Annotated in this window: 14 protein-coding genes and 4 tRNA genes; 8 read left to right on the top strand and 10 right to left on the bottom strand. The window is 60.7% G+C overall.

Annotated features, from left to right (window positions below; all coding sequences use genetic code 11):
- Window positions 1–4: 4 nt before the first annotated feature.
- The 6 genes from tuf to NOX35_RS01820 all read right to left on the bottom strand — a co-directional run bounded on the left by tuf (window position 5) and on the right by NOX35_RS01820 (window position 2,457).
- Window positions 5–1,195 (bottom strand): elongation factor Tu, encoded by a 1,191-nt coding sequence (tuf, locus tag NOX35_RS01845; RefSeq protein ID WP_012836789.1) that lies wholly within the window; start codon window positions 1,193–1,195, stop codon window positions 5–7.
- Between the two features lie 75 nt (window positions 1,196–1,270).
- Window positions 1,271–1,345, bottom strand: a tRNA-Thr gene (locus NOX35_RS01840).
- Window positions 1,346–1,388: 43 nt separating this feature from the next.
- Window positions 1,389–1,462 (bottom strand) — tRNA-Gly (locus tag NOX35_RS01835).
- Window positions 1,463–1,520: 58 nt separating this feature from the next.
- Window positions 1,521–1,606: transfer RNA gene (locus NOX35_RS01830), tRNA-Tyr, on the bottom strand.
- A gap of 80 nt (window positions 1,607–1,686) precedes the next feature.
- Window positions 1,687–1,762, bottom strand: a tRNA-Arg gene (locus NOX35_RS01825).
- Between the two features lie 74 nt (window positions 1,763–1,836).
- On the bottom strand, window positions 1,837–2,457 hold the full coding sequence (locus NOX35_RS01820) for a TetR family transcriptional regulator (RefSeq protein WP_042438626.1): 621 nt from the start codon (window positions 2,455–2,457) through the stop codon (window positions 1,837–1,839).
- A gap of 227 nt (window positions 2,458–2,684) precedes the next feature.
- On the opposite strand from NOX35_RS01820, the gene NOX35_RS01815 reads away from it, so the two are divergent.
- The 4 genes from NOX35_RS01815 (at window position 2,685) to NOX35_RS01800 (ending at window position 9,658) form a co-directional block, all read left to right on the top strand.
- The gene (locus NOX35_RS01815) at window positions 2,685–3,992 is read left to right on the top strand and encodes an efflux RND transporter periplasmic adaptor subunit (RefSeq protein WP_182287074.1); all 1,308 of its coding nucleotides are present in this window, start codon (window positions 2,685–2,687) and stop codon (window positions 3,990–3,992) included.
- Window positions 3,993–4,004: 12 nt separating this feature from the next.
- Entirely contained in the window at window positions 4,005–7,184 is a 3,180-nt protein-coding gene (locus tag NOX35_RS01810) for an efflux RND transporter permease subunit (RefSeq protein ID WP_182285404.1), read from the top strand.
- Window positions 7,177–8,610, top strand: a complete 1,434-nt coding sequence (locus NOX35_RS01805; RefSeq protein WP_182285403.1) for an efflux transporter outer membrane subunit — start codon at window positions 7,177–7,179, stop codon at window positions 8,608–8,610. The genes NOX35_RS01810 and NOX35_RS01805 overlap by 8 nt, the downstream gene beginning before the upstream one ends.
- A 199-nt stretch (window positions 8,611–8,809) precedes the next feature.
- Entirely contained in the window at window positions 8,810–9,658 is an 849-nt protein-coding gene (locus NOX35_RS01800; protein WP_182285402.1) for a cytochrome c5 family protein, read from the top strand.
- 88 nt (window positions 9,659–9,746) lie between these two features.
- Here the strand turns inward: NOX35_RS01800 and NOX35_RS01795 are convergent, their stop codons facing one another.
- From NOX35_RS01795 to NOX35_RS01785, 3 genes are read right to left on the bottom strand one after another with little or no spacing between them, the layout of a single operon-like run.
- The gene (locus NOX35_RS01795; protein WP_182285401.1) at window positions 9,747–10,304 is read right to left on the bottom strand and encodes a DUF2946 family protein; all 558 of its coding nucleotides are present in this window, start codon (window positions 10,302–10,304) and stop codon (window positions 9,747–9,749) included.
- A 29-nt stretch (window positions 10,305–10,333) separates the two neighbouring features.
- The gene (locus NOX35_RS01790; RefSeq protein ID WP_182285400.1) at window positions 10,334–11,305 is read right to left on the bottom strand and encodes a YheT family hydrolase; all 972 of its coding nucleotides are present in this window, start codon (window positions 11,303–11,305) and stop codon (window positions 10,334–10,336) included.
- Entirely contained in the window at window positions 11,302–12,057 is a 756-nt protein-coding gene (locus tag NOX35_RS01785; RefSeq protein ID WP_256495525.1) for a hypothetical protein, read from the bottom strand. Before NOX35_RS01785 ends, NOX35_RS01790 begins: the two co-directional genes overlap by 4 nt.
- A gap of 115 nt (window positions 12,058–12,172) precedes the next feature.
- Between NOX35_RS01785 and NOX35_RS01780 the strand changes: the two genes are divergently transcribed.
- From NOX35_RS01780 to NOX35_RS01770, 3 genes are read left to right on the top strand one after another with little or no spacing between them, the layout of a single operon-like run.
- Window positions 12,173–12,790: a LemA family protein gene (locus tag NOX35_RS01780; RefSeq protein ID WP_256495524.1), complete on the top strand. Its 618-nt coding sequence runs from the start codon at window positions 12,173–12,175 to the stop codon at window positions 12,788–12,790.
- A gap of 33 nt (window positions 12,791–12,823) precedes the next feature.
- Window positions 12,824–13,753: a YgcG family protein gene (locus NOX35_RS01775; RefSeq protein WP_256495523.1), complete on the top strand. Its 930-nt coding sequence runs from the start codon at window positions 12,824–12,826 to the stop codon at window positions 13,751–13,753.
- Window position 13,754: 1 nt separating this feature from the next.
- Window positions 13,755–14,294: a TPM domain-containing protein gene (locus NOX35_RS01770; RefSeq protein WP_182285396.1), complete on the top strand. Its 540-nt coding sequence runs from the start codon at window positions 13,755–13,757 to the stop codon at window positions 14,292–14,294.
- Between the two features lie 53 nt (window positions 14,295–14,347).
- Here NOX35_RS01770 and NOX35_RS01765 read toward each other — a convergent pair whose 3' ends face one another.
- Complete coding sequence (locus NOX35_RS01765) at window positions 14,348–15,031, bottom strand: cold shock and DUF1294 domain-containing protein (protein WP_256495521.1); 684 nt, start codon at window positions 15,029–15,031, stop codon at window positions 14,348–14,350.
- Between the two features lie 141 nt (window positions 15,032–15,172).
- Here NOX35_RS01765 and NOX35_RS01760 point away from each other — a divergent pair, with 141 nt between their 5' ends.
- On the top strand, window positions 15,173–15,442 hold the full coding sequence (locus NOX35_RS01760; protein WP_182285394.1) for a hypothetical protein: 270 nt from the start codon (window positions 15,173–15,175) through the stop codon (window positions 15,440–15,442).
- Window positions 15,443–15,449: the final 7 nt, after the last annotated feature.

Raw genomic sequence — 15,449 nt, 5'->3', positions numbered from 1 at the left:
TCAATTATGCAATGATCGTGGCAACCACACCGGCGCCCACAGTACGACCACCTTCGCGGATAGCGAAGCGCAGACCTTCTTCCATGGCGATGGGGGAGATCAGCTTCACAGTGATCGACACGTTATCGCCAGGCATCACCATTTCCTTGCCTTCGGGCAGTTCGATGGAGCCGGTCACGTCAGTTGTACGGAAGTAGAACTGGGGACGGTAGTTGTTGAAGAAAGGAGTGTGGCGACCGCCTTCGTCCTTCGACAGCACGTAAACTTCAGCAGTGAAGTTGGTGTGGGGCTTGATGGAGCCGGGCTTGCACAGCACTTGGCCGCGTTCCACGTCTTCACGCTTGGTGCCGCGCAGCAGCAGGCCCACGTTGTCGCCAGCCTGACCTTGGTCCAGCAGCTTGCGGAACATTTCCACGCCGGTGACGGTGGTCTTGACGGTGTCCTTGATACCGACGATTTCGATTTCTTCGCCGACCTTGACGATACCGCGCTCGATACGGCCAGTCACCACGGTACCACGACCGGAGATGGAGAACACGTCTTCCACGGGCATCACGAAGGCGCCGTCAACAGCACGCTCGGGAGTGGGGATGTAGGTGTCCAGAGCTTCGGCCAGCTTCAGGATGGCAGGCTCGCCCTTGTCGGACTGGTCACCTTCCAGGGCCAGCTTGGCGGAGCCGCGGATGATGGGGGTGTCGTCACCGGGGAAGTCATACTTGGACAGCAGCTCGCGCACTTCCATTTCGACCAGTTCCAGCAGTTCTTCGTCGTCCACCATGTCGGCCTTGTTCAGGAACACGATGATGTAGGGCACGCCCACCTGACGCGACAGCAGGATGTGCTCGCGAGTCTGGGGCATGGGGCCGTCAGCAGCGGAGCAAACCAGGATAGCGCCGTCCATCTGAGCGGCACCAGTGATCATGTTCTTCACATAGTCAGCGTGGCCGGGGCAGTCCACGTGAGCGTAGTGGCGGTTGGCAGTTTCGTACTCAACGTGCGAAGTGTTGATCGTGATACCACGAGCCTTTTCTTCGGGGGCGTTGTCGATCTGCGAGTAGTCCTTGGCTTCACCGCCGAAGTGCTTGGACAGCACGGTAGCGATAGCAGCAGTCAGGGTGGTCTTGCCGTGGTCAACGTGACCGATGGTGCCCACGTTCACGTGGGGCTTGGTGCGCTCGAATTTTTCTTTTGCCATTTTTCCGACTCCGAAAAAACTAATTCACTGCAAGAGGATTTCGGCGCAACCCTATCAAGCGAGCGCACCAGAAAATGGTGCCCATGGCGGGAATCGGACCCGCGACCTCTCCCTTACCAAGGGAGTGCTCTACCACTGAGCCACATGGGCAAAGAAGCTGCAAAAACAACTTCTAAAATCTTTGCTCGCAAACTGGAGCGGGAGACGGGAATCGAACCCGCGTCATTAGCTTGGAAGGCTAGGGTTCTACCATTGAACTACTCCCGCACAGATTTACTACTGCACGTGACTGCTATTTCTAGCAATCGCTCTTCTCAACCATTGCTGGTGGAGGGGACAGGATTCGAACCTGTGTACGCGTTAGCGGGCAGATTTACAGTCTGCTGCCTTTAACCACTCGGCCACCCCTCCGAAGAGACTTGAATTGTAGCATCTATTTCCGGCTTAAAAAGAAATTTTGAAATTTCTTTTTTCTTACCGAAGATCGATGCTGGCGCGGCTGGCGGGGATCGAACCCACGACCCTTGGCTTCGGAGGCCAATACTCTATCCACTGAGCTACAGCCGCGAATCCGTCAGGCCGCTTGCACGGCCAACAACAATTCAACAGCCGCAATTATTGCACGGGTTTGGACACCCAAATCACAAATTCACCCGAAATCCCAAACCAGACAAGTAGACATCCACCGACATCGAACCGACCTTGACCAATGAGAAACTTCCTTCCGTCAATACCCAACCATGTATAAGACCTACAAAAAGAGAGTGCAAACCAAGGGCTGCCTCTTCCGGGGATACCGACAACTGCACGGACTGCCCCTGCGCTGCAGCCGCCAGGTCGTGCGCAAATTTTTCCCGAGCGAAGCCTGAACTTTCTATATGCTGCAAACGCACATCAGCCAGTTCGCCCACGTATTCCATTTTGAATAGCGCCGTTTCAAACACCTTGCGTCTGCGCTCATCCTCATCCAAGCTCTCGAACACACACAGGATGGAGTGACGAATGCGCTCTAGCGGCAACAGGTCGCCATACCTGTCGTCACAGATTTCTTCGAAAGGCAGGCATATGCGCCCAAGCATGGAAACAAAGACATCCATCTTGTCCTTGAAGTGCCAGTACACCGCCCCGCGTGTAGCCCCTGCACGCTGCGCGATATCGCCCAGAGAGGTTCGAGACACCCCCTTCTCGAAAAACACCTCCTCAGCCGCATCCAGCAGCTTGGTGCGCGTCTCGTCCGCTTCAGCCTTGGTTCTTCGAGCCATCACTCACCCTCCTCATCACTCGCCAGCGATAGCTCGCCGCGAGAACAACCATTTCTCAGCTGCTTTACGCAGCGTTTTCAATTATACATTTATGCATGTATGTATAATTTCTCTAGCACCGATATGCAGGAAACCATCTAGGGTTTCCACCCGAATGAGCGCTCCACTGCGGACAGCGCTCTTTTCTCGTTTTCACAATGTCAACCGGAAGGACGTTCATGCACCCGATGTATGAAGCAAACCAGGCTCCCGACAATCAGTCCCATTCAGCCGCATCCGGCACCCGCTCCATGGTCATCGGCCTGAGCCTGGCTGCTGCACTGGGCCTAGTCGCATGCAGTGACAAAAACGCGGAAGCTCAAAAAGCACAGGCAGCCGCGCAGGCACAGCCACCCGAAGTGGGTGTGGTGACGGTATCCATGCAGAACGTGCCTTTGATCTCCGATCTGCCCGGCCGTCTGGAGCCATCGCGCATTGCTCAGGTTCGCGCCCGCGCTGCCGGCATCGTGCAAAAGCGCCTGTTCCAGGAAGGCTCGGATGTCAAGGCCGGCCAGGCCCTGTTCCAGATTGACAACACGCCGTACAAGGCCAATCTGCAGAGCGCTCAGGCGACCCTGGCACAGGCCGAAGCCAATCTTGCCCAGGCATCTGCCACCACCCGCCGCTACAAGCCCCTGGTGGAAGCCAATGCCATCAGCAAGCAGGAGTACGACACGGCCATTGCCAACGAAAAGGCGGCACTGGCACAGGTTGCAGCAGGCAAGGCGGCAGTCACCAATGCCAACGTCAACCTGGGCTATGCCAGCGTGACAGCCCCCATCTCCGGACGCATCGGCCGCGCTCTGGTGACGGAAGGCGCTCTGGTCGGCCAGGGCGAGGCCACACAGCTGGCGACCATTCAGCAGGTCAACCCGCTGTACGTGAACCTGACTCAGTCCTCTTCCGACATCATGCGCATGCGCGAAGCGCTCAGCTCCGGCAAGTTAGCAAAGGTAGGTGACAACGCAGCGCGCGTCCACGTCTATTTGGACGATGGCAAGGAGTATGCACACACCGGCAAGCTGCTGTTCACCGACCTGACCGTGGACCCGACTACCGGACAGGTCAGCGTGCGTGCGGAGCTGCCCAATCCCGACGGACTGCTGTTGCCCGGCACTTATGTACGCGTGCACCTGGAGCAGGCACAGGTCGAGAACGCAGCGCTGATTCCGCAACAAGCCGTGACTCGCAACGAAAAGGGCAACTTCGTCATGATCGTGGCCGAGGATGGCTCCGTGGCACCGCGTCCCGTTCAGATCAGTCAGTCCAGTGGCAATAACTGGGTCGTCACATCCGGCTTGAAAGCTGGAGAGAAAGTCATGGTGGACGGCCTGATCAAGGTGGGCATGGGCGCCAAGAAGGTCAAGCCCGTCGAGATCAACAATGCGGCTGCCGGCACACCAGCACAGCCCTCTGCTGCGGCCCCTGCCGCACCTGCGCAAGAGAAAGCTGCCACACCAGCCGAAGGTGCTGGCGAAGGCCAGGCAGCCAAGTAACAGGCACGATCCATGTCAAAGTTTTTCATCCACAGACCGATCTTTGCCTGGGTGATCGCGATTTTCGTGATCATTGCGGGCGTGATCTCCATCACCAAGCTACCGGTGGCACAGTTCCCATCGGTCGCACCTCCCACCATCAACGTGACGGCGACCTACCCGGGCGCCACGTCACAGACCATGACGGACTCCGTTCTGCAACTGATCGAGCGCGAAATCAACGGCGCCCAGGGTCTGATGTATATGGAAGCCTCCGCCCCTGCGGGCGGTCAAGGCACTCTGACCGTCACCTTTGCTCCGGGCACCAACCCCGATCTGGCGCAGGTGGACGTGCAAAACCGCCTCTCCCGCGTGCTGCCCCGCCTGCCTCAGGTCGTACAGGCCCTGGGCGTGCGCGTGGACAAGTCCATGAGCAACTTCCTGATGATTCTGGCCTTCCAGGCCGAGTCCGGAGAGACTTCGCGTGACGATATTGCCGACTACGTGAACCGCAATGTGGTGCCTGAAATCCAGCGTCTGGACGGCGTGGGCAAGGCACAGCTGTTTGCATCGGGTCGTGCCATGCGCGTGTGGGTGGATCCTGCCAAGCTCCAGGGCTTCGGTCTGTCGATTGCATCGGTCAACGCAGCGATTGCCGCGCAGAACCAGCAGATCTCCGGTGGCGCCCTGGGCAACCTGCCCAGCACCCCTGGCACCACCACCACCGCCACGATCGTGGTGCCTGGCCAGCTGACGACGCCCGAGGAATTCGGCGAAGTGGTGCTGCGCTCCAACTCCGACGGCTCCACCGTGCGCCTCAGGGATGTGGCTCGCATCGAACTGGGCATCGAAAGCTATGCTTTCGAGTCGCGCCTGGACGGCAAGCCCGCCGTGGCAATGGCCGTGCAGCTGACTTCTACTGCCAACGCCATGGCGACTGCCAAGCTGGTCAAGGCCAAGATGGCAGAGATGGAGCCCTTCCTGCCTGCCGGCGTGAAGTGGTCCTCGCCCTACGACACCTCCAAGTTCGTGAAGATTTCCATCGAAAAGGTGGTGCACACGCTGCTTGAAGCCATCGTGCTGGTGTTCATCGTGATGCTGATCTTCCTGCAGAACATCCGCTACACCCTGATCCCTACCATCGTGGTCCCCATCGCATTGCTCGGCACCTTTGCCGTGATGCTGCTTGCCGGTCTGACCATCAACATTCTGGCCATGTTCGCCATGGTGCTGGTGATCGGTATCGTGGTGGACGATGCCATCGTGGTGGTGGAAAACGTCGAGCGCATCATGGCCGAGGAAGGTCTGCCACCCAAGGAAGCCACCATCAAGGCCATGGGACAGATTCAAGGCGCCGTGGTCGGCATCACCGTGATTCTGGTGACGGTTTTCCTGCCTCTGGCCATGTTCTCCGGCGCGACCGGCAACATCTATCGCCAGTTCTCGCTGGTGATGGCCATCTCAATCTTCTTCTCGGGCTTCTTTGCGCTGACACTGACGCCCGCACTGTGCGCCACCATGCTCAAGCCCATTCCAAAGGGCCATGCGCACGACAAGAAGACCGGTCTGCTCGGCCCGTTCTACAACTGGTTCAACCGCAAGTTTGAAGCCGGCACAAGGCGCTATTCAACCGCTCTGTCCGGTGTGGTCAAGCGCTCCGTGCAGGCCTTCATCGTCTACCTGCTGGTAATCGCCGGTGTGGTCTTCATGTTCATGCGACTGCCCACGGCCTTTCTTCCCACCGAAGATCAGGGCTATGTCATCTCGCTGGCTCAGCTGCCTCCCGGCGCGAGTCTGGAACGCACCAGCAAGACCATGTCTGAGCTGGAGAAGTTCGCCCTGAGCCAGCCTGAGACCGATCACATCGTGAGCATTCTGGGCTTCAGCTTCATGGGTCAGGGCCAGAACGTGGGCCTGGCGTTCACCACGCTCAAGGACTGGTCCGAGCGCACAGGAGCGGGCTCGGATGCCAAATCCTTCGCTGACCGAGCCAAGGGCGCCATGTCAGCGCTGCGCGATGGTTTCATCTTCACGCTGGTTCCCCCCTCCATTTCAGAGCTGGGCAATAGCGACGGTTTCACCTTCCGTCTGCAAGACCGCGGCAGCAAGGGACATGCAGCCTTGCTGGCAGCCCGCAATCAGTTGGTTGCCAAGGCCAACCAGAGCTCTGTGCTGACCGGCGTGCGCTTTGACGGTGTGGATGACGCCCCCCAATGGCAGGTGGACATCAACCGCGATGCCGTCTATGCCCAGCGCGTGAACATGAGCGACCTTGCCTCGACGCTGGCAACGGCCCTGGGCTCGTCCAACTCCACGGACTTCCCCAACAACGGCTATATGCAGCGCGTCACCATCCAGGCCGATGCGGCCCGCCGCATGCAACCCGAGGACGTGATGCGCCTGACGGTTCCCAACGCGCAAGGCCAGTTGGTGGAGCTTTCCACCATGGTCAGCGCCAAGTGGATCAGCGGTCCCATGCAGCTGACACGCTATAACGGCTACCCCTCCATGAGCATCACCGGTCAGGCCAAACCCGGCTTTACCAGCGGTGATGCCATGAAGGAAATGGAAAAGCTGGCCCAGGAACTGCCCGACGGCTTCGGCTACGAGTGGACCGGCCAGTCTCTGGACGAGAAAAAGGCCGGCTCCTCGGCCATGCTGCTGTACGCGTTCTCCATCCTGGCCGTGTTCCTGTGCCTGGCCGCACTGTATGAAAGCTGGAGCATCCCGCTGTCCGTGCTGCTGGTCGTGCCTCTGGGCGTGTTCGGCGCCGTGGCCGGCATGCTGATGCGCGGCATGCCCAACGACATCTACTTCCAGGTGGCGCTGATCACGGTGATTGGTCTCTCGGCCAAGAACGCCATCCTGATCGTGGAGTTCGCCAAGGACCTGCATGCGGAAGGCAAGAGCGCGCTGGAAGCCGCACTGGAAGCCGGTCACCTGCGTTTCCGCCCCATTCTGATGACTTCGCTGGCCTTTATTCTGGGCGTGGTGCCGCTGTACATCGCCTCAGGTGCCAGCGCGGCCAGCCAGAAGGAAATCGGCACCGGCGTGTTCTGGGGCATGGTGATCGGCACGCCGATCTCCGTGTTCCTGGTGCCCGTGTTCTTTGTGGCCGTGTTCAATCTGTTTGGCAAGAAATCCAAGCAAGACTCCAACGCCACTCCCCCGGCGGCAACTTCTGCAGCACAGGGAGGCTCGCAACATGAATAAAACCTTGCTACCCGTAGCACTGGCCGGCGCGCTGCTGGCCAGCGGCTGCTCCTTCATCCCCACGCTGGAGCGCCCTGCCGCTCCGGTGGCCGAGCATTACTCTGCCGCCGACGAGCAGGCCGGCACCACTGCGGCCGCCGACATCCCCTGGCAGCAGTTCTACACGGACCCACGCCTGCAGCAGGTGATACAGCTCGCGCTGGACAACAACCGCGACCTGCGTGTGGCCGTGCTCAACATCGAAAAGGCGCAGGCCCAGTACCAGATCCAGCGTGCCGCTCAGTTTCCTGAGTTCGGTGTGGCAGGCAGCGCCAGCCGCCAGCCCAGCGCTACCACGGGCCGCTATGCAAACTCGTACATGGCGGGCCTCTCCATGCCCAGCTGGGAGATTGACTTCTGGGGCCGCATCGGCAGCCTCAAGCAGCAAGCTCTGGCCCAGTATCTGGCGACCGAGGAAGGCCGCAAGGCAGCCCAGATCAGCCTGATTGCAACAGTCGCCAACACCTGGCTGAACCTGCAGGCTGACGAGGAGCTGCTGGCCATTTCCCGCCGTACCCTGGGCACACGCGAGCAGTCCATCAAGCTGACCAAGCTGCGCCTGGACTCTGGCGTGGCTTCCGAGCTGGACTACCGCCAGGCTCAGTCGCTGACCGAAAGCGCACGCGCCACGCTGGCCCAGCAAGCCGGTCAGCGCGAGCGCGACGTCAATGCCCTGACGCTGCTCGTAGGCCAGGCTCTGCCTGCCGATCTGCAGACCAGCATGCAAGGCAAGCAGCTGCGCGATCTGCCAGCCCTGGCCGATGTGCCGTCGGGCCTGCCTTCTGACCTGTTGCTGCGCCGGCCCGACATCCGTCAGGCAGAGCAAAGCATGATTGCCGCCAATGCCAGCATTGGTGCGGCACGTGCGCTGTTCTTCCCAAACATCTCCTTGACTGCCTCGGCAGGCTTTGTGAATTCGGAGGTTTCCGATCTGTTCAAATCGGACTCTGCGGCTTTCACGATTGCGCCTTCGCTGTATCTGCCCATCTTCAATGCAGGCCGCAATCGCGCCAATCTGCAGGTTGCAGAAGCCAGCCAGAAGATTGCCGTGGCGCAATACGAAGGCTCCATCCAGTCGGCCTTCCGCGAGGTGTCCGACACCTTGGTGAATCGCCGGGCACTCAAGGATCAGCTCGATGCCCAATCGCGTCAGCTGGAGGCAGAGCAGGTTCGCTACAAGCTGTCGGACCTGCGCTACACCAACGGTGTGGCCAGCTACCTGGATCTGCTGGATGCGCAGCGTTCACTGTTTGCACTGGAGCAGTCCGTGGTTCAGGTCCGCCTGGCGCAGCTGCAAAACCAGGTCAATCTCTACAAGGTGCTGGGCGGCGGCTGGACGGAGGCAAGCGCCAGCAACAACCCTGCGGCAGCAACTACAGCCCAGTAATCAGGCCGTTTTTTGCCCCCTCACTCAAGGCGTCTTCGGACGCCTTTTTTCATGCACGCCACAAATTGACTGCACAAAGTTGATCCAACTCAACTCCTTTATGCAGCAGCCGTCAACCCGGATCGTCGTGCACTGGTGTTCTTAACCCTCACTTCTATAATGGTTTGTTAATTCCCACCCCACGATCTCAGAGGACTTCATGAGCGAGCAACACCACGAAGAAGCCCATACCGGCCCAATCAAAAAACCCAAGCAGTTGTTGCTTGCCGTCTTCTTCTCGTTTGTGGTTCCCATCTTCGTCATCATCGGACTGGTCAAGTTCGTGACTTCGTCCGACACCACGGGCGCAGGTACGGCCAATGCCGAAATGGCCAAGGCCATGCGTCTGCAAAAAGTGGGAACGGTGGAAATTCGTGATGCCAACCGCCCGCTGCGCGGTGGCGCGGAAGTCTTCAAGTCGCAATGCGCGGCCTGCCATGAAACCGGCGTAGCCGGCGCACCCAAATTCCAGGATGCGGCAGCCTGGGGCCCGCGCATCAAGCAGGGTCTGGAAACGCTGGTGCATTCGGCCCTGGCAGGCAAGGGCGCAATGGCGGCCCAGGGTGGCGGCGAGTTCAATGACACGGAAATTGCCCGTGGCGTGGTCTATATGGCCAATGCGGCCGGAGCCAACTTCCCCGAGCCCCAGCCTGCAGCTGGCGCAGCAGCCGGTGATGCCCCCGCAGCAGCAGCTGCAGCCCCCGTTGCCGCTGCACCTGCTGCAGCTGTTGCAGCCGCCGAGGCGGCACCCGCCGCAGCTGCCGCAGCCTCCGATGTGGGCAAGAACATCTACAACACCACCTGCATGGCCTGCCACGCCAGTGGCGTAGCCGGGGCTCCCAAGTTTGGCGACAAGGCTGCCTGGGCACCTTTCATTGCCAAGGGCATGGACGATATGGTGCAGAAGGCCACCCAAGGTGTTGGGGCCATGCCTCCCAAGGGCGGCTCCACTGCTTCGGACGCAGACTTCAAGGCCGCCATTCAGTACATGGTGGATGCAGCCAAGTAAGCCCTGCTCTCTGCTCCGCAAAAACCGGCCTTTGGCCGGTTTTGTTATTTTTGGCCTCAAGCCCTTTGCACGCAAGCGAAAGCAGCTATCAAACTTGATACCCCTCAGGACTGGGTACAAAACCGAACTTCAATGTCAGCGAAGCGCTGTCGACCTCCTGCACCTCGGGCAGCAAGCCGCCTTCCAGCGCATTGGCGGCATCCAGCATGTCCAGGCTGTGCACCATGCCCAGGCCCTGCGGCAAAGCCAGGAAAAGCCGCCCCTGCTCATCAAGCAGCACCTGCTGCACCTGTTCGACCGCCAGCTCCTGGCCCGTGTGGCTGCTGAGCTGCAGGCCATGCTCCGTGCATCGCAGACGCCATATCCATGGCGCACTCTCCAGCTCCACATACACACGCTGCGGGCCGTTCTGGAAATACCAGCGACCATCAGACTCGGCCAGATAGTTGCGACCGATGAATTCGGCCAGCTTTTCGTGGCGCAGCAGATTGCCCCTGGCTCCGGGCTTGCCGCCGGCAAACGTGCCGCATGCCTGGGCCTGCTCGTCTCTGAGCCACCACTGGCCGCGCGCATCCAGACCCAGCCAGCCGCTGCAGGCAGGCACGTTGGGCCATTTCGCCATGGCCTGCTTCACGATGTCATCCATCAATCATCTCCTGATTATTCTGCGAACGCTCAGAGCCACTGCTCCAGCCATTCGGTCACGGCCAGCGGCATGGCCTGCACATGGGCAGGCCATGCACCGCTGGCAAAGCCCACATGTCCACCGTGGGGCGGCTGCCATAGCTGCACGGAGGCACTGACCTCATCGGGCCTGGGCAGGCTGTGCGCCGGCACAAACGGATCGTTGCGCGCATTGAGCAGCAACAAGGGCACGGCCACTTGCTTGAGCAGGGGCTTGGCCGAGGCCCGGCTCCAGTAATCATCGGCATCCCTGAAGCCATGGACCGGGGCCGTGAACACATCGTCAAAGTCATGCAGGGTGCGCGCGCGCTGCAGCCGCTCCCTGTCGAACAAGTCCGGCGACTGCTGCCATTTGGCGAGGGCCTTGGGCACCAGGGTACGCATGAAAATGGGGGTGTAAATCCAGCGATTGAGCCCCTGGCCCAGATTGACGCCTCCGGCCACCAGGTCCAGCGGCGCACAGATCACTGCCGCGCCCTTGACGAGTTCTGCAGCCGCCCGCTGCTGCAGCCCGGCCCAGCGCGCAAGGGCGTTGCCGCCCAACGATACACCCATTGCCAGCAACTCGCCGCTCGTGCTCTGCTGCAGCCTGCGCAAAATCCAGTCCACCTCGTCCGAGTCGCCAGAGTGATAAGCACGCAGCAAGCGATTGGGCTCACCGCTGCAGCCGCGAAAATGCGGCACGGCCAGATGCCAGCCGCGCTGCGCGCAGACCTGTGCCAGGGCTTTGGCGTAGTGGCTGGAGGAAGAGCCTTCCAGGCCATGGAACAGCACCAGTGTGGGAGCGCTTGCACTGGCCAGATGGCTTGAAAAATCGATATCGATGAAATCGCCATCGGGCGTATCCCAGCGCTCGCGCCGCCACCTCGGAGACTCTCCGCCCTTCGCACAGAGTGCAGCCCAAATGGTCTGGACATGACCTCCGGGCTGCCACCAAGGTGCACGAAATTGTTCGAAATTCATGGGGAACCCAGCCAGTTGCGCAGCTCTGACTGCAGGGCGTCTTTTTGCGCCGCACGCCAGACCAGTTCAGGCGGAGCCACATGAATTCCCGGCGGCGCCTTGAGCAAGGCGGCCTCGACCAGACGGGCCACATGCATGGCCCGCACCGGTCGCTCCGTCTGCGGCAGCATATAGCTGAGCACCGAAAGCATGGTCTTTGCCATACGCTGCAGCCAATGGTCGGTATTGATTTTCCGGGCCTCTCTGGCCGAGCGCACAAAAATCAGGCGCTCGAAGCCCAGCGCAGCTACGCCTTGCTCATTGAGATTGGCCAGTCCCTGCTTCAAAGCCTGGGGCAGGCTGCCCATATCGTGGGGCAGCACCACGGCAAGCGTATGCACGCCACAGCGCTGCATCCACCGCGCCACCGCCGGCAGCTGATCGGGCCGGGGCGTCCACAAGGCGCGCTCGCGCTGGTAATAGGGACGCGGAGGCTCAAACATGATGAGGCCCACATCGGCACTCTGCACAGGCCATTGCTGCACATCGCCGTGCAGCTGCGTCAGCAACTCCATGCCACGCAGGCCCTGGACATAGGGCTCGCGTGCCAGCACCTGGACCAGCCCATAGTTCTGCGCACCTACCACGCGGCTGAGCACCTCGTTACCCAGCGGCCCCGTGGCCCCGGCCAGCAACAGGCGCGGCAAGGTCGCAGTTTTCGGGCCGGGACGCTGTGCGCCACGCAGGGCATCGAGTGCAGAAACAGTGGACATGATTGCAATGCTAGCGCCGCCGGGCAGCGGGCAGGGTGACAGGCCTTGCACACACACGAACCGACCAAGCCCTTATGCTATTGTTTCCGTCTCAATCTCGTGAATGGAAACACCCATGAAACGCTGGCTTCTGGCAATCGCAACCGCGGCCTCCATGCTCTCCCTCACGGGCTGCGGCTATAACGACTTTCAGCGCCTGGATGAAAAATCCAAGGCCGCCTGGAGCGAGGTGCTGAATCAGTACCAGCGCCGCTCGGACCTGATCCCGAACATTGTCGCCACGGTCAAGGGCGAAGCCAACTTCGAGCAAGAGACCCTGACCAAGGTGATCGAAGCACGCGCCAAGGCCACCTCGATTCAGGCCACGCCCGAGCTGATCAACAACCCCGAAGCCTTCAACAAGTTCCAGCAGGCTCAGGGCGAGATTTCCAGCGCGCTCTCACGCCTGATGGTGGTGGCGGAAAAATACCCCGAACTCAAGGCCAACCAGGCGTTCCGCGATCTGCGCGTAACGCTGGAAGGCACGGAAAATCGCATCACCGTGGCGCGCAACGAATACATAGGCACCGTACAAGCCTACAACGTGCTGGCGCGCAGCTTCCCCACCAATATCACGGCCAAGGTATTCAGCTACAAGGTCAAGCCGACCTTCACGGTCCAGAACGAAGCCCAGATCTCACAGCCACCAGCCGTTGACTTTTCCACACCCGCAGCGCCTGCTGGCAACAAGTAATTGCAGGCTTCCGCTTCAAAAACCATGCACCACATGCATCAAGCTCTTATACATAAAGCGCTTGCAGCTATTGTTTTTGCATGGCTGGCACTGCTTGCGGCGCTGCCAGTCTGGGCACAAGGTGCTGCAGGCACGCAACTTCAGCCTGTTCCCGAGCTCACTGCGCGCATCATCGACCAGACCAGCACGCTGAGCCCCGGCGATCTGCAATCGCTGAGCGAGCAGCTCAAGAAGCTGGAGGATGAGACCGGCGCCCAGGTCGCCGTGCTCATGGTTGCCACAACGGCCCCGGAAGACATCGCAGCCTATTCCTGGCGTGTGGCCAGCAGCTGGAGGCTGGGACGCAAGGACATAGGCGACGGCTCTCTCATCGTCGTGGCCAAAAACGACAGGCGCATGCGCATCGAAGTGGCGCGCAAGCTGGAAGGCGCCATTCCCGACATCCAGGCTGCACGCATCATCGACAGTGCCATGAAGCCGCGCTTTCGCGCCGACGACTATGCGGGTGGACTGTCTGCCGCCATCGAGCAGATGAGCCTGCTGATTCATGGCGAGAAACTGCCCGCACCGCAGTCCCAACCGCGCAAGTCCGGCAAGTCCTGGGCCGACCAGCTGGACTTTCTGCTTCCTCTGCTGTTCTTCGGTTTTCCGATCGGGATTGCCGTCGCACGCGCCATTTTTGGCCGCGTGCTGGGTTCGCTGCTCATTGGCGGCGTTGCCGGGGTGGCCGCTTATGTGATCACCGCCAGCCTGTTGATCGCAGGCGTGGCTGGCTTTGTGGGCCTGATCTTCACCCTGCTCTCAAACCTTTCGCGTGGCGGGGGCGGACCGTACATCGGCACCGGCGGGGGCGGGGGCGGGGGCGGGGGCGGGGGCGGCGGCTGGAGCAGCGGCGGGGGCGGTGGCTTCAGCTCGGGGGGCGGCGGCAGCTTTGGTGGCGGTGGCGCCTCGGGGGATTGGTGAAATGAGCAATATCTTCCAACGCTTGGCACGCCTGGTGCGACACCGCTGGGCCGAACAGCATCTGCGCAAGGCCTTGCCTCCTGCCACGCTCAAGGAGCTGGAACTGCTGATCGCCCAAAGTGAACTGGGCCACACCGGCCAGGTCCGCATCTGCGTGGAGGCCGGCCTACCCTGGAGCTATATCTGGCGCGATGCCACGGCCCGCCAGCGTGCGCTCTCGCAGTTCGCAAAGCTCCGTGTCTGGGACACTGAGCACAACAACGGCGCCCTCATCTACCTGCTGCTGGCCGATCACGCCATAGAAATCGTGGCCGACCGCGCCCTGGACCGCACCATGAGCGCCGAGCAATGGCAAACGCTGATCAGCGATATGCAGTCCGCCTTCCAGGGCGGGCATTTCAGCGTGGGCCTGGTATCGGCACTGGAGCGCGTCAGTCGGCAGTTGCAGACCCACTTCCCGCGCAAATCAGCCCCCAGCGCGGAACGAAACCTGCCAGACTCGCCCGTGGTCGAGCGACATCTGCCAGGCCACAGCAGCTAATCAGGCGTCAAGCTGCATGCGTCTTCCGGAAAACGGCTGAAGGCACCAACACCCTAAGCCAGCACATGCCGCCCATAGGGCGAGCACAGCCAGAGCACAGTCGCCACATTGATCAGAACCATGAGCCAGAACTGCAGCTGAAAGCTCGTCTTGCTGCTTTTGTGACGCAGCCATTGCTGAGCCAGCAAGGCACCGGGCCAGCCACCGGCCAGAGCCATGGTCTGCAGCGTTTTTTCCGGCGTGCGCCAATGCCCCTTCTGGGCGGCCCATTTGTCCTGCCAGTAGGCCATGAAGGTCAGCATGCTAAGACCTGCATAGACCAGCCAGAGGATGCGTGGCACGCCCCAAATCACGGCGGCGGCCAGCATCATCAGCAACCAGACCAGCAATGCACCATAACTGAAGCCACTGGAGGCATGCCAGCCCTGAGGAGCCGTACGCGAGGACTGCAAACGCCCTGCAGGCGAGCTGTTGTGCCGCACCAATCTGGATACTTTCGCTGCCGGCTGACGGATTTGACCGGTGGCGCGCCACGCAACCTGAAGCGCGCGCTTCTTGCCTTGCTCCATGCCGACGGCAAACTCCAGGCGCAGGCCAGGCTGAGGACGATGCTCTGCGGGCGGACGCGGCTCAAAAGCACTGATATGGACAAACAGACGCTCACCACCGCTATCGGTCTCTATCCAGCCAAAGCCACGCTCGTCATTCCATTGCGTCAAGACACCGCTATAGCGCATCTCCGTCCTTTGTTGTTTTTGACACCGCAAACAGGCCTCGTGAGCCCAAAAGCAGGTCAGTCCCAGCCAGAAAAAACCTTTTTCCCCGCATGGCTGTGTTAGTTTTGGGGCAGCCGTATTTTCTTAAGAAAGCATTCAAGCATGCAGAAATCTTTGTTCTCTCTGGCCATCATCAGCTCTGCCTTGGCACTGAGCGCCTGCTCCTCCATCAGCCCCAAGGGCGCCGAAACACCGGCCGAATACGACTACGCACTGAGCTGCAAGCTCAAGGAAGATGACCCCAAGAAGTGCGAAGCCCAGATCCGAGCACTCTGCGAAGACCCTAGCAAGGCCGTGGTGCGCAAATCGCGCCATGTGGACCCCAAGGACAACTCCGTGGTCTACGGCTATCAGGCCGCCTGCAACGGCTAGGCTGCTT

It is taken from the genome of Comamonas sp. C11 (assembly GCF_024496285.1).
GTDB classification, from domain to species: domain Bacteria; phylum Pseudomonadota; class Gammaproteobacteria; order Burkholderiales; family Burkholderiaceae_C; genus Comamonas; species Comamonas testosteroni_F.
This window is presented reverse-complemented; position numbering and strand designations above follow the sequence as displayed.

Bases quoted from the DNA above. Each gene is read 5' to 3' on its own strand.
- NOX35_RS01805 (WP_182285403.1), top strand. From the start codon at position 7,177: ATGAATAAAACCTTGCTACCCGTAGCACTGGCCGGCGCGCTGCTGGCC.
- NOX35_RS01780 (WP_256495524.1), top strand. From the start codon at position 12,173: ATGAAACGCTGGCTTCTGGCAATCGCAACCGCGGCCTCCATGCTCTCC.
- NOX35_RS01765 (WP_256495521.1), bottom strand. From the start codon at position 15,031: ATGCGCTATAGCGGTGTCTTGACGCAATGGAATGACGAGCGTGGCTTT.
- NOX35_RS01795 (WP_182285401.1), bottom strand. From the start codon at position 10,304: ATGGATGACATCGTGAAGCAGGCCATGGCGAAATGGCCCAACGTGCCT.
- NOX35_RS01815 (WP_182287074.1), top strand. From the start codon at position 2,685: ATGTATGAAGCAAACCAGGCTCCCGACAATCAGTCCCATTCAGCCGCA.
- NOX35_RS01800 (WP_182285402.1), top strand. From the start codon at position 8,810: ATGAGCGAGCAACACCACGAAGAAGCCCATACCGGCCCAATCAAAAAA.
- NOX35_RS01775 (WP_256495523.1), top strand. From the start codon at position 12,824: ATGCATCAAGCTCTTATACATAAAGCGCTTGCAGCTATTGTTTTTGCA.
- NOX35_RS01790 (WP_182285400.1), bottom strand. From the start codon at position 11,305: ATGAATTTCGAACAATTTCGTGCACCTTGGTGGCAGCCCGGAGGTCAT.
- tuf (WP_012836789.1), bottom strand. From the start codon at position 1,195: ATGGCAAAAGAAAAATTCGAGCGCACCAAGCCCCACGTGAACGTGGGC.
- NOX35_RS01760 (WP_182285394.1), top strand. From the start codon at position 15,173: ATGCAGAAATCTTTGTTCTCTCTGGCCATCATCAGCTCTGCCTTGGCA.
- NOX35_RS01770 (WP_182285396.1), top strand. From the start codon at position 13,755: ATGAGCAATATCTTCCAACGCTTGGCACGCCTGGTGCGACACCGCTGG.
- NOX35_RS01785 (WP_256495525.1), bottom strand. From the start codon at position 12,057: ATGTCCACTGTTTCTGCACTCGATGCCCTGCGTGGCGCACAGCGTCCC.
- NOX35_RS01820 (WP_042438626.1), bottom strand. From the start codon at position 2,457: ATGGCTCGAAGAACCAAGGCTGAAGCGGACGAGACGCGCACCAAGCTG.
- NOX35_RS01810 (WP_182285404.1), top strand. From the start codon at position 4,005: ATGTCAAAGTTTTTCATCCACAGACCGATCTTTGCCTGGGTGATCGCG.